The 13,402-nt window shown below is 41.1% G+C and carries 14 protein-coding genes; 8 read left to right on the forward strand and 6 right to left on the reverse strand.

All coding sequences use genetic code 11. The features are described from left to right. Positions 1 to 112 precede the first annotated feature (112 nt). Positions 113 to 1,033 carry a LysR family transcriptional regulator gene (locus EGT34_RS19290; RefSeq protein ID WP_000357077.1) on the forward strand — a complete coding sequence of 307 codons (921 nt, stop codon included), beginning with the start codon at positions 113 to 115 and terminating at the stop codon, positions 1,031 to 1,033. A gap of 37 nt (positions 1,034 to 1,070) precedes the next feature. On the opposite strand, the gene yghU is transcribed toward EGT34_RS19290, so the two are convergent. From yghU to EGT34_RS19305, 3 genes are all read right to left on the reverse strand, one after another. Further along, positions 1,071 to 1,931, reverse strand: coding sequence for a glutathione-dependent disulfide-bond oxidoreductase (gene yghU, locus EGT34_RS19295; RefSeq protein WP_001285225.1), 861 nt, complete (start codon positions 1,929 to 1,931; stop codon positions 1,071 to 1,073). 33 nt (positions 1,932 to 1,964) lie between these two features. Further along, positions 1,965 to 2,591: a glutathione transferase gene (gene yfcF / locus EGT34_RS19300; RefSeq protein WP_001058353.1), complete on the reverse strand. Its 627-nt coding sequence runs from the start codon at positions 2,589 to 2,591 to the stop codon at positions 1,965 to 1,967. A gap of 119 nt (positions 2,592 to 2,710) precedes the next feature. Beyond that, positions 2,711 to 3,616, reverse strand: coding sequence for a LysR family transcriptional regulator (locus EGT34_RS19305; RefSeq protein ID WP_000949917.1), 906 nt, complete (start codon positions 3,614 to 3,616; stop codon positions 2,711 to 2,713). Positions 3,617 to 3,726: 110 nt separating this feature from the next. On the opposite strand from EGT34_RS19305, the gene EGT34_RS19310 reads away from it, so the two are divergent. Next, positions 3,727 to 4,158, forward strand: a complete 432-nt coding sequence (locus EGT34_RS19310) for a CidA/LrgA family protein (protein ID WP_000102766.1) — start codon at positions 3,727 to 3,729, stop codon at positions 4,156 to 4,158. 13 nt (positions 4,159 to 4,171) lie between these two features. Further along, on the forward strand, positions 4,172 to 4,861 hold the full coding sequence (locus EGT34_RS19315) for an LrgB family protein (protein ID WP_001028710.1): 690 nt from the start codon (positions 4,172 to 4,174) through the stop codon (positions 4,859 to 4,861). Positions 4,862 to 4,868: 7 nt separating this feature from the next. Here the strand turns inward: EGT34_RS19315 and EGT34_RS19320 are convergent, their stop codons facing one another. After that, a complete protein-coding gene (locus EGT34_RS19320) occupies positions 4,869 to 6,359 on the reverse strand; it encodes a PLP-dependent aminotransferase family protein (protein ID WP_000113408.1) in 1,491 nt (496 codons plus the stop codon). Between the two features lie 115 nt (positions 6,360 to 6,474). Between EGT34_RS19320 and EGT34_RS19325 the strand changes: the two genes are divergently transcribed. Together EGT34_RS19325 and EGT34_RS19330 are read left to right on the forward strand one after the other, a co-directional pair. After that, positions 6,475 to 7,110 carry an FMN-binding negative transcriptional regulator gene (locus EGT34_RS19325; RefSeq protein ID WP_000275761.1) on the forward strand — a complete coding sequence of 212 codons (636 nt, stop codon included), beginning with the start codon at positions 6,475 to 6,477 and terminating at the stop codon, positions 7,108 to 7,110. A 42-nt stretch (positions 7,111 to 7,152) separates the two neighbouring features. Then, positions 7,153 to 7,746: a GNAT family N-acetyltransferase gene (locus tag EGT34_RS19330; RefSeq protein ID WP_000060327.1), complete on the forward strand. Its 594-nt coding sequence runs from the start codon at positions 7,153 to 7,155 to the stop codon at positions 7,744 to 7,746. A 7-nt stretch (positions 7,747 to 7,753) separates the two neighbouring features. Here EGT34_RS19330 and EGT34_RS19335 read toward each other — a convergent pair whose 3' ends face one another. Further along, the gene (locus EGT34_RS19335; protein ID WP_000941189.1) at positions 7,754 to 8,941 is read right to left on the reverse strand and encodes an MFS transporter; all 1,188 of its coding nucleotides are present in this window, start codon (positions 8,939 to 8,941) and stop codon (positions 7,754 to 7,756) included. Positions 8,942 to 8,950: 9 nt separating this feature from the next. Next, positions 8,951 to 9,625, reverse strand: coding sequence for a cupin domain-containing protein (locus EGT34_RS19340; RefSeq protein ID WP_000905130.1), 675 nt, complete (start codon positions 9,623 to 9,625; stop codon positions 8,951 to 8,953). A gap of 188 nt (positions 9,626 to 9,813) precedes the next feature. Here EGT34_RS19340 and gcvA point away from each other — a divergent pair, with 188 nt between their 5' ends. From gcvA to EGT34_RS19355, 3 genes are all read left to right on the forward strand, one after another. Beyond that, complete coding sequence (gene gcvA, locus EGT34_RS19345) at positions 9,814 to 10,728, forward strand: transcriptional regulator GcvA (protein ID WP_001087994.1); 915 nt, start codon at positions 9,814 to 9,816, stop codon at positions 10,726 to 10,728. 109 nt (positions 10,729 to 10,837) lie between these two features. Then, complete coding sequence (gene mdcA, locus EGT34_RS19350) at positions 10,838 to 12,517, forward strand: malonate decarboxylase subunit alpha (RefSeq protein WP_000399248.1); 1,680 nt, start codon at positions 10,838 to 10,840, stop codon at positions 12,515 to 12,517. Continuing rightward, positions 12,517 to 13,401, forward strand: a complete 885-nt coding sequence (locus EGT34_RS19355; protein ID WP_000968291.1) for a triphosphoribosyl-dephospho-CoA synthase — start codon at positions 12,517 to 12,519, stop codon at positions 13,399 to 13,401. The genes mdcA and EGT34_RS19355 overlap by 1 nt, the downstream gene beginning before the upstream one ends. Position 13,402 lies beyond the last annotated feature (1 nt).

Genomic DNA, 13,402 nt, shown 5'->3' on the forward strand with positions numbered 1-13,402 from the left:
GTTTGAGTAAGTATGGCTTATTTTAATAATATAGAAATATGGGATAAATCGTCAGAATTGGATAAGATAATTCCATATAAATTAATAATAGGTAGGGTTAAAAGATAGCACCATGGATAAATTTGATACCTTGCAACTTTTTACCCGCATCGTAGAGCTGGGTAGTTTTAGTCAGGCAGCCGATCAGCTAAATATCCCACGTGCTACAGCAAGTAATGCCATTAAGGAGTTAGAGAGTAATTTACAGTGCCGTTTACTAGAGCGGACGACTCGGCATGTAAGGCCATCACTAGATGGACAGGCATTTTATGAACGCTGCACACAAATATTATCGGAACTTGATGATGCCGAATCATCTTTACGCAATGTAATTGCTCAGCCCCGTGGTTTATTACGTGTCGATTTATCAGGCGCACATGCAACTAAAATTGTTTTACCCAATATAGATCAATTTCACGAGTTATACCCCGACATTGAACTGGTAATCAGTACGGGGGATCGCTTGGTTGATCTGATCAGGGAAGGCATAGACTGCGTGGTGAGAGCGGGGCGTTTAGATGATTCCACTTTAATTGCTAGACATTTGGTCGATATGCCGCAAGTGATTTGTGCAAGTCCTGACTATTTAAATAAACATGGAACGCCAGAGCAACCAGAAGATTTATTATCACATTATTGTGTCAATTTCTTTTCGACATCAGGCGGACGGAATTACCCATTTGAATTGATGGTGAATAGCAAAAAACAAGATTATTTTTTGAAAAGTTGGATCGCGGTAAATGATGCTGAAAACTATGTATTATCTGCCTTACAAGGGGCTGGCTTAATTCAAGTACCGCGCTACCATGTGGCAAATGAATTAAAAAATGGGCGTCTGGTTCAGGTTTTATCTGAGTGGGAAATCCCGAAGATGTCAGTTTCTGCATTATATCCGCAGCATCGGCAGCTCTCGCCACGCGTACGAGTTTTTGTCGCTTGGCTGAGTGAGTTATACACGGGCTATTTTGCCAACTTTGAATACCCGCAAAAATGAAATATCTTGCGGGTAAGTCAAAAACTAAATGATATTTTTAAGACTGATTCTGCAATTTATCTTGAGTCTTGGTCTCAAAATCACTCGCATCATGGCGTTCATGCAACTGCGTAGTTAAATCACCAAAAGTACGATTGACCATACGGCCACGTTGTACCGCAGGGCGCTCTAAAATCGCATCTGCCCAACGTTGAACATTTTTATATTGATCGACACCTAAAAACTCCGCGCCGTTATACACCCAGTTTTTAACAAGACCGCCATACCAAGGGAACGCTGCAATATCAGCGATGCTATATTCAGAACCAGCCAAATATTCGTTTTTTGCTAGATGCTTATCTAATACATTAAGTAAACGTTTCGTTTCCAAGGCAAAGCGGTTAATTGCATATTCAATTTTAACGGGTGCATAAGCATAAAAATGCCCAAAACCACCACCTAAGTAGGGCGCGCTGCCCATTTGCCAGAATAACCAATTGAGACATTCAGTACGTGCAGCAATATCAGTTGGAATGAAAGCTTTAAACTTTTCAGCCAAATAAAGCAAAATTGAGCCAGATTCAAACACTCTTAATGGTGGGTTTTGGCTATGGTCAACTAACGCTGGAATTTTAGAGTTTGGATTAATTTCTACAAAGCCACTACCAAATTGCTGTCCTTCACCAATTTTAATCAGCCATGCATCATATTCAGCATCTTGATGTCCTAATGCTAAAAGCTCTTCTAGCAAAATAGTGACTTTTTGACCATTAGGCGTTGCTAAAGAGTAGAGCTGGAGCGGATGTTTCCCTACAGGAAGTGTATGTTCATAACGCGCACCTGAGGTAGGTTGGTTTAAATCGGTTTTCTCTCCAGTCCATTGCCAAACTTGTGGAGGAATATAGTTTGAATCACTCATTTTTTATCTCATGTTTGGTGTAAATATAAGGATTTATTTATGTCGCAAGGCAAGCCATTTTTGTACAGACGGACGTTGCCATTGCTGTAATGCATAGGTTTTTAAAAGCTGTGGTACAGCATCACCATTTTGAATAAGGCGTTGCAACATCAGGGCAAGTTCAGCATCTACAATGCTCCATGAACCAAAAAGAAATTCGGCATCAGATACAAGAAGTTTTTCTGCAACAAAGAAAAGTTTCTCGGCTGCTTTTTTGCCTTCTTCTGAAAGTGGAGTGGAGGTGGGCTTAATAAAAATAACATCGGTTGGACGCTCAGTTCTTAGTGCCACTAAGTCCGATCTGAGCCATGCCTGTATTTGTCTTGCTCTTGCGCGAGCTTGAATATCTTTTGGATAAATAGCTGTGTCTGGATAAAGTTCTTCTAAATATTCCAAAATGGCAGAAGATTCTGATAAGGCAAAATCATTATGCTCAAGTACAGGCACTTTGGCAGTTAATGACTTTTCTATATAAGATTTTTCAAACTGGCCTTGCTGGCCTAAGTCGATGGTTGCTATTTCAAATGGAATTTGTTTTTCGTGTAGTCCTACAAAAACTGTAAATGCATAGGGACTTAGAAATTGTGAATCTGTATACAGCTTAAAATGCTCGTTATTCATTGTTATTGTCCGTGTGATAAACAGATGGGTCTAGTCTAAGTGAGCTAAGCCAAGATTGGGTAGCTTTTTTGTGGAAAAGCTTTATCGGTTTTTGAACTAAGCTATTTCGGTGGTCAACGTTAGGGTTTAATGTGCTGAAAATGTTGACGGACAATGCTAAGCCAAGCTTGTACTGCTGGTGAGACAGGAAGATTCTTTTTCCAAGCCATCACTAAGTGCCACTGAATATTTGGTTTTTCGAGTGGCACTGCTGCAAATAAAGTTGGGTCAAGCATGTCTGTATAATATTGAGGAAGAAGCGCGATTCCCATACGTTGTAGCACCATGTCTGCCAAAAGGTGCCATTGGCTGGTACGGCAAGCAATGGTTGGGTAAAAACCATGCTGCTTACATGCATCGAGAATAATACTGTTTAAAGAGAAATTTTCAGGAAACATTAAAAATGATTGGTGTTGTAGCTCTTCTAGATTTATTTTTTTGCGGGTTGCCCAAGTTGCATCACGACGTAAAAGTACCATTAAAGGGTAGTTACATAACTCGATGCTATTAAAAGTTTGTTCATCAAAAGGTTGCAATAAAACACCAACGTCTAGCTCATTATTGAGTAAAGCCTGTTCAATACCGCGTGAACCCACTTCCATAAAAGCCAATTCAATATCTGGCCATTGGCGATGAAAGTCAAATAGGGCAGTCGTTAGGAGCTGTGAACCTAAAGGTGGAACGCCAAGTTTTAAAGTACCTGTTTTTAATTGTTGATAGTTTTCTATTTCAAGAAAGATGTTTTGCTCTGCCTGAAGAAGCTCGACCGCATGTTGATAAATACGCTCTCCAATTTCGGTTAATTCAATTTGTCTTTTTCGTCCATGATCGGGTTTAACTAAAAGCTGTACCTGAAGCTGCTCTTCGAGTTGTTGTAATATTTTACTAATGGTGGGCTGAGTCAGATATAACTCTTCAGCAGTACGGGTAAAACTTTTAGTTTTAACCAGAGTAACAAAGCACTGTAATGATTTTAGAGAAAGCATAATAAAGAATAGATTATTCCATTTTGGAATAATATTAACATGAATAATTCATATTTAGCAGGTTTAATCAAGCTAGCATAATAGTGTAGTTAACCATTTAATTTCGAAAAATGAGTACTGAATCTGCTTCTGGAACACCCTCACAACCATCACTGTTCGTGTTAGTTAAACAAATTCTCATTTTGGCTGGTTTTTGGTGGATCGGATATCTCTTACACCAAAAACTCGGTGTGCCTGTCTCGGCAGGTATTTTAGGTATGTTTTTATTGCTTTTATGCCTGTTCTTTAAAATTATCAAAATGGATCAGGTGGCAATGGGAGCAACCGTGGTTTTAGGTGAGCTATTACTATTTTTTGTGCCTGTAGTCGTTGCCGTTGTCCAGTATAAAACCCTGTTTATGACCGAAGGATGGCAAATCGTCTTAAGCATTGCGGTTGGAACCATTTTAGTCATGTTAAGCACTTCACTGACTATTCATTATTACAATCGTTTGAAGGCTTACTTAGAGGCTAGAAAACGTCTTCAACATAAGCATATCTAAAGAGCATAATGAAATGAATATCTGGTCAATTCTTTGTCTCATCTGGACTTTGGTCGCTTATGTTGTGGCAAAGCGAATCTATCAAAAACATCCAAAACTTTGGTTATCACCCGCAATTAGTGTGCCTGTACTTACCATCATTTTGATGACGATTTTTGGAATTTCATATCAAACTTATGCTGAAGATACGCAGTGGATTGTTAATTTATTAGGTCCTGCAACGGTAGCTTTCGCTATACCGATTTATCGCTATCGGGAAACGATTCGTAAAAACCTCGGAGTTCTTACGATTGCGATTATTGTGGGCATGAGTGTAGGCGTGATGACTGCCTATAAAATGGCGCAGTGGTTCCACTTTAGCCCTGAAGTCACCAACAGTTTGATGGCACGTTCTATTTCAACACCTTTTGCCATGATTTTAGCTGAAGATATTCATGGTTCGGCGGCATTGGTTTCCCTATTTACTGTTATTACCGGTTTGGTCGGTATGATTTGTGGCGATGCAATTTTGGCAATTACTAAAATCCGTTCTAATGTGGCAAATGGTGCCGCCTTGGGTAACGCAGCGCATGGTTTTGGTACAGTCAGAGCACAGCAGCGCAATAGTGAAGAAGGGGTGATTGCCAGTTTAACCATGGTTATTGCTGGTATTTTAATGGTACTCATTGGACCATTTGCGATTCATCTATGGTTGCTGTTGTAAGGTTTACCTACATTGACTTGGCGTGCTGTTGAATAATCTTTGATAATTTTTTGATAGCTTGTTGCATCAGTTCGGGTTCAAAATCGCCTAAGCCGACAATTAAACCCGAACGTCGCCGCTCTTTTGAAAATGTCGGTGAAATTGCTTTGATGGCAATACCTGCATCGACTGCCGAGCTTGCAACTTCAATATCATTAATATGTTGAGCAAGCCATAACACCATGTGCATGCCTTGATCGCCCGGTTGTAACCAAGCAAGCTCTTGAGGTATGTATTTTTCAATCAAGCCAATAATGTATTCTCGAACTTCTGCATAGACATTTCGAGTACGTCGAATATGTCGCTCTAAATAACCCTCTTGAATAAAAGCAGCCAAAACGTGTTGGTCGGCAGCAGGCGGGTGTCTATCAATTAAGACTCTAAGCCCACAAAAAGGAGCTACCAGTTCTTTAGGCAACACTGCATAGCCAAGCCTAAGCGATGGAAATAAGACTTTGCTGAAAGTCCCAAGATAAATCACTTGGTCGGGTGCCATGCCTTGTAAAGATGGGAAGGGCTGACCGTTATAACGGAGTTCACTGTCATAGTCATCTTCAATGATCCATGCGTTTCGCTGTTTTGCCCAAGCTAATAATGCCGTGCGTCTTGCTAGACTCATCGGCATACCCAGTGGATATTGGTGAGATGGGGTTACAAAAGCAGCACGCGCATGTTTAGAAAGCTTAATCCCAGTTTCAACCTGAATGCCTTCTTCATCAACAGGAACACGCACCATCCGAATGTTTTGTAAAGCATGTTCAAAAATGGCTGTTGTACCGCGATAAGCTGGATCTTCAATCCAAACTTCATCTTTCGCTTCAAATAAAATCTGACTACAAATATAAAGTGATTGCTGAATACCGGGAGTAATCACAATTTGATCAGGTTCACAGTGGACAGAACGTGAGCGTCGTACATAGTCTGCTATAGCAATTCTTAGTGATAATACACCTTGCGGTTCGCCATATCCTGAAGGAATTCCTGCACCCCGTGATCTATATTTATTACCAAATTTGCGCCAGATATCACTTGGTTGAGTACGACCGACGGGGACAGATACCGCAAAAGGAACATGGGGAAGTGGCTTAAATTCATCAAGCACTTTGGCATATGAACGTGCCGATTTGGTCAAAGATATCGAGTTAGGTTTATTTTCTTTTGATGAATGTTGTATTACAGGTGTTTTAACCAAAGCATGAGACACATAAGTGCCAGTTCGTGGTTGAGAGTCAAACACACCTTCAGCTAAAAGCTGATCATAAGCTTCAATAATGGTTCCGCGAGCGACACCTAGGGTTAAAGCCAGTTCACGAGAAGAAGGCAATGGATCGCCGGGTTGTAAATCACCACTTTGTACAGCTTCACGTAAAGCTTGAGTCAGTTGAGCACTTATCTTTCCTTTGCTTTTATCAATCTTTGCAATAGACGGAAGTTCCACAACTTTTGCCATTCTTGCCATAATTCTGGTCTACTTAAAAAAATACAAAGTGGTTCTTTTTAATAAACCACAGAAACCAGAAAATTTACAACACAAAATATAAATAGCCCTGATATTTACAGCGAGGTTTTTAGCCATGTATATCCCTGATGATTTTGCAGAAAACCGTTTGGATGTATTGCATTCTCTTATTACAGAACATCCGTTTGGGGTGCTTTTTACGCATGGAAGTAATGGCTTAGATGCAAATCATCTTCCATTCGAGTTGCAAGCAAATGAAGGGAAATTTGGCATGCTACATGCCCATGTGTCACGAAATAATTCTGTTTGGCAGGACATTAAAAATGGAGATGAGGTATTGGTCGTTTTTCAAGCAGGCGATGCTTATATTTCACCAAACTGGTACCCATCCAAACATGAACAGCACAGACAAGTACCCACATGGAACTATAGGGTTGTGCATGCTTATGGCAAAGTGACGATTCGAGATGATGAACGCTATGTTCGTGGTGTAGTGGCTCACTTAACCCGCACCCATGAAGCTTCTCAACCTGAACCATGGAAAATGTCTGATGCACCAAAGGATTATCTTGAACCGATGTTAAAAGCCATTGTAGGTATTGAGATTGAAATTACCAAGCTGCAAGGAAAATCAAAACTTGGGCAAAACAAAGAACGCCGAGACATTTTAGGCGCGGCAGATGGCCTATCGAAATCTGGTCATCAAACTATAGCGAATGCCATGTACAGTGTGGCTGATTTAAATAAATAATTTTGAAAATATAAAAGCTTAATATCAATTGAGGAGATAAAGATGTCTTTGACTACACCTGTTGAGTTGCTAGGTGAACACGTTATTTTAAAGCCGTTAGATGTAACTCAAGCTGAAGCGCTCAAAGAGGCCGTTTGCGATGGGGAACTCTATAATCTTTGGTATACCCGTGTGCCAAGACCTGAACAGATGACTGCTGAAATTGAAAGACGTCTTGATTTGCAAAAAGCTGGCTCTATGTTGCCATTTTATATTGAAGACCGAAAAACGGGGCGAGCGCTGGGCATGACCACTCTCATGCATATTGAAGAAGCTCATCGCCGTGTAGAAATTGGTTCGACGTGGTATCGAAAGTCTGCACAACGTACGCCTGTAAATACTGAATGTAAAAAGCTATTGTTGGCTCATGCATTTGAGACTTTAAACTGTATTGCGGTTGAGTTACGCACATCTTCTTTAAATGTTCAAAGTCAAGCCGCGATTGTACGCTTGGGTGCAAAGCTAGACGGTGTGCTAAGAAGCCATCAAATTGTGAAAGATGATATTTTGCGGGACACTCATGTTTACAGTATTTTAAAACATGAGTGGCCTGCGGTCCGTCAAAATCTAGAATGGCTATTGAGCAAACCGCGTTAAAAAGAATTTAAACAAACTGCTTTTCTCTTTTTTGGCTTAGCCAGAAGAGAGAAGCTGCGGCAATCACCAGCCATGGTATTAAAGCCATATTCATTGCTTTCCAGCCAAATAAATCCAGTAAAGCACCTGCACTAAACGAACAAATCAAACCGACAACAAAAACGGTCATATCGTTAATAGCTTGGGCTTTGGCTTTTTCAGCCACAGAATAAGTTCCTGTGAGTAAAGAAGTACTGCCAATAAATAAAAAGTTCCATCCCACACCTAATAAAATTAAAGAAATAGCAAAAGATGTGAACTGAATACCTGAGAGAGCAAATCCGATATAGCAGGCAAATAATAAAAGACCTGCAAACATGATTTTAAGCACACCAAATCGAGCGATTAAATGTCCAGTAAAGAATGAAGGCAGAAACATACCAAGCACATGTAGCTGAATGACTGTCGTAATTGACCCAAGTTCATGGTGTGAATGTCGCATAGCAATTGGTGTGGCAGTCATACCTAAAATCATGATGCCATAACCTGTTATTGCGCCAAATAAAGCAACTAAATAGGTAGGTTGAAAGACAATCTGTTGCCACGGACGACCAGCAGTAAAGTCAGACTTTTGCTCAACTGTATCGGCAATATGTAGGTTAGATAAAATGCCCATTGCCACAAGTGAGATGATACTAATAATTAAAAATGAACCGATATATTCTAAATGCTGGAATAAAGGTCCGCCGAAGCGTGCTAAAGTTGGGCCAATCAGTGCTGCAACAATTCCACCTGCCATTACCCAAGAAATAGCGCGTGAGCGGAACGCATCATTTGCCACTTCACTGGCAGCAAAACGGTAAAACTGAGCAAAGGATTGATAGGCCCCGACACATAGCGTACCCAAAGCCAGAAGCATGAGTGAGCTATAAAAAATGCCGATTGATGCAATAATGCCGCCGAGCACACCTAAAAAAGCACCGAATAGAAAACCGTTACGCCGTCCAATATGTGCCATTAATATTGAGGCCGGAAACATCATTAAGGCCGTACCCAAAAACATAGAGGCGATGGGCAACGTTGAAAGTGTGGGGGTGTTTGCAATATTTGCCCCAGCCAAGCCACCAATGGTCATGACCATGACAGAAACGGTTTGGAAAAGTGATTGGGAACTCGCCAAAATTAATACTTGGCGGTGCATGGTATTTTGAAGCATAAAGAGCCTTTAATTATATTCAGCAATGGCTGAGGCTAGGTGTCCGGTTTTTACATAAAGAGAAGCGCCAGATAAACCAGTTTGAAAATGTGCATGTGTTTTCGGTGGTAGGCGTATCCATGTGCCAGTTTCATAAACTATTTCTTTATCAACTAATTGACCTTGGGTAATCAAAATTTCGATTCCACCCTCAGCTTTTTCAGTAAAAAGTTGCTGCGGCTTAAGTTTTTCTAAATAAGTGTGTTCATAACTTGCATCAACCAATGTGCAAATTAAACGCGAACCTATTTCTTGCCATTGTGCTGGGTCGTTGGTATTGATCCGTAAGGTTTGCGTTTCTGACGTAGGAATTTGCATAAGTTTAACAAAAATCAATGTACCTTCTTCACTCGATGGTTGGTGTCCCGACTGATGGGGACTGCGTAAATACCATCCAGCAGGGTAGTGCTGATTTTGATTTTCAGTAAATACGCCTGAAAGTACGAGGATTTCTTCACCATGATGATGTCGATGTTCAGGGAAGGTTGTATGGGGTGCATATTTCACCAAACTGGTTGCACGGGCTACTTCATCGCCAATACGATCGAGCATGACACGATCAACTTCCCCACGGGGAGATTTCACCCAGTGATAGTCTTCAGGTTTGATAATCACAGCCTGTGAAAAATCGGCATGGATCAACATGAATACTCTCCTCCTAAAGGCAATTCTCTTTATTCAATAACAAAATAAATAAAGTGAGTGAGTGAGCAAGCCTACTCAAGATGTAAAAATTTAATCGTTATGAAGAGATTACAGAGTATTTTAGAAATAAAGATTTATAAGTACAAATGAGATAATCTACTTACCCAATAAAGAAAAACTTTAGCGCTATGAATTCACCAGTTTATTTGAATGCACTTCGTGCTTTTGAAGCCAGTGCACGACACAAAAGTTTTTCTGCTGCAGCAAAAGAGTTAAATGTTACTCCGGCCGCAGTGGGGCAATTGGTACGTACACTCGAAGATTGGTTAGGCTTTCCGTTGTTTCATCGGCAAACTAACGGTAAAAATCGGCTGGTCGCTACTGAACTGGCTGAATCGGTTTTACCGGATATTCGTGCGGGTTTTGATAAGCTCACTTTGGCTTTAGAAAAATTAAAGCAAGATTCTCTATCAGGTGTGCTTAATATTGCGGTCAGTCCAGCATTTGCTGAAAAATGGCTATTACCAAGAATTGATCATTTTCAAAAACAATATCCAGATATTGATATTCGTTTAGACATTAACCTTAAAGCCGTAGATTTTTTAGAGCAAAAAGTCGATGTGGGTGTCAGATATGGTCAAGGACAATGGCAAGGTTTAGAAGCCGTTAAACTTATGGATGAAGAGGTTTATCCCGTATGTTCGCCTACATTTTTAAATGAACATTCATCGCTTTTAACGCCGAACGATCTAAAGAATATCACTTTAATTCATGATCTTTCGATGGAAAAACATCAACAATTTCCGGGGTGGCAATCTTGGCTAAAAAGTGTAGGTTTGAATGACATTAATATTAGCCGTGGTATGCAAATCAACAGTTCATCTGCAGTTTTACAGGCTGCAATGGAAGGACATGGTGTTGCGTTAGCGCGTAGTGTTATGGTGCAAAAAGATATACAAACCGGACGTTTGATACGATTATTTCCTCAAATTCACTTCTCATCGCCCTTTTCTTATTATTTGGTGTACCGACCACAATACGCAAATTTACCCAAAGTCAAAATCTGTCTAGATTGGTTTTTTGAAGAAATTCATCGAATATAAAATTAATCGTTAACCTGAAGTTAATAACTAACGAAGTAGGTTGATTGATCGAAATTCCATAAAGCGTTTTTATAGATTCAGAACAAAACTGCGATCTATAGGTAAGTACATGGAAGGATCAGTTCAGAATAAAGAACGATTATGGACAAAGCGGCGGCATGCCAAACAACTAAAACTAGAGATGGCAAACCAATATACCGATGGTGTGGTGATTCCAACTCAAGACATTATTAAAGTTTTAGAAACCTTAATTACACCGGGTGACAAGGTTGTACTCGAAGGGAATAACCAAAAGCAGGCTGATTTTTTATCGCGCTCTTTGGCTCAAACCAATCCAGATATTTTGCATGATTTGCATATGATAATGCCAAGCGTAGGGCGTTCAGAACATCTTGATCTGTTTGAAAAAGGCATTGCGCGTAAGCTCGATTTTTCTTTTGCTGGCCCACAAAGTTTGCGTATTAGTCAGTTAATTGAAGATGGTTTACTAGAGATTGGTGCGATTCATACCTATATCGAACTATATTCGCGTTTGGTAGTCGACCTCATTCCAAATGTGGTGCTCTCAGCGGGCTTTATGGCAGACCGTCAAGGCAATATCTATACAGGCCCAAGTACCGAAGATTCTCCAGCACTTATTGAACCTGCTGCTTTTAGTGACGGTATCGTGATTGTTCAGGTCAATGAACTGGTCGATGACGTCTCAGAGTTACCCCGTGTCGATATTCCTGCTTCTTGGGTTGATTATGTGGTGGTGGCGGAACAGCCATTTTATATCGAACCGTTATTTACTCGTGACCCGAAACACATTAAGCCAGTGCATGTGCTCATGGCGATGATGGCAATTCGCGGAATTTATGAAAAGCATAATGTGCAATCGTTAAACCATGGTATTGGTTTTAACACTGCGGCAATTGAACTGATTTTACCGACCTATGGCGAGTCTCTAGGTTTAAAAGGAAAAATTTGCCGAAACTGGACACTGAATCCGCATCCAACTTTAATTCCAGCGATTGAAACCGGTTGGGTTGAAAGCGTGCATTGCTTTGGTACCGAACTTGGTATGGAAAAATATGTTGCAGCTCGTCCTGATGTGTTCTTTACAGGTCGTGATGGCGCTTTACGTTCCAACCGTATGATGTGTCAGCTTGCAGGTCAGTACGCCGTTGATTTGTTTATTGGCGCAACTTTGCAAGTTGATGGCATGGGCCATTCTTCGACTGTCACCAAAGGTCGTTTAGCTGGTTTCGGTGGTGCACCAAATATGGGGCATGATCCACGCGGACGTCGTCACGATACACCTGCATGGTTAGATATGCGTTTGCAAGGTGCCAATGAAACCGAAACTTATTTGGCACGTGGTAAAAAGTTAGTTGTTCAAATGGTGGAAACCTTCCAAGAGGGTGGTAAGCCAACTTTTGTAGAACGTCTTGATGCGATTGAAGTGGCTAAAACCGCAGGTTTGCCTTTAGCCCCGATCATGATTTATGGCGATGATGTGACCCATTTACTGACCGAAGAAGGCATTGCTTATCTATATAAAGCAAGCAGCCAAGAAGAGCGCCAAGCCATGATTGCTGCGGTAGCAGGTGTGACCAGTATTGGTTTAACTCAAGACCCAAAAACGACAGCGCGCTTGAGACGTGAAGGTCTGGTGGTATTCCCTGAAGATTTAGGTATTCGCCGTACCGATGCCACACGTGAACTTTTAGCGGCGAAAAATATTGCCGACTTGGTGACATGGTCTGATGGCTTATATCAACCACCTGCAAAATTCAGGAGTTGGTAATGATGGCACAAGTTCAATATCAAACGCTCAGCGATGGTCAGCTTTTGGCAGATATGGCAGTCAAAGCGTTAATTGATGAAGTTAATCTGACACCGAAACCAGCTTTGGTCGATCGCCGTGGCAGTGGTGCACACAATGACCTGACTTTGGAGTTAATGGAGCGCTCTGCGAAAAGTTTAGGACCCATGTTTGAGGCAATGGCCCAAGCTGCAAAGCATCATGGAAAAGTCTGTTTGGCCTTGCGTGAAGACATTGGAGAAATTGGCCGCCAAGGTGAAAAGACCATGATGTTGGAGACAAATGGTGTCAATACACATCGCGGTGCAATTTGGGCATTAGGGTTAATGGTTACCGCATCAGCATTAGCGCACACGAATCAACAGTACTTTTCTGCTGTTGAGCTATGCCAGTTAGCAGGCCAGATTGCTCAGCTTGAAGATCGCTTTATTCCAAAGCAGGCTTTGAGTCATGGTCAGCAAGTACAAAAGAAATTAGGCATCTTAGGTGCCAAAGAACAGGCACAACAAGGCTTTCCAACTATTGTGAATTTTGGGTTAAAGCAACTTTATCAAAGTCGTAGTAAACCCATGAAAGAAGAGTTCGCTCGCTTAGATGCCTTACTTGCCATGATGACAGATTTGACCGATACCTGTGTGCTTTATCGCTCTGGCACATCTGGTTTAAAGCGTATGCAACAAGGTGCTCAGCAAGTATTGGATTTGGGTGGCAGTTCAAGCTTAGAAGGTCGACGTGCTTTGCATCTTTTAGAGATTGACCTGCTTCGGATGAAGGCGTCTGCTGGTGGTGCCGCAGATTTGTTGGCAGCAACCTTGTTTATAGATCGTGTTGAGCAGTCATCTGTGAAAAATAAAAAGGGATTTTGAT

Origin of the sequence: Acinetobacter sp. FDAARGOS_558, assembly GCF_003937785.1 — a bacterium.
Classification (GTDB): Bacteria; Pseudomonadota; Gammaproteobacteria; order Pseudomonadales; family Moraxellaceae; genus Acinetobacter; species Acinetobacter baumannii.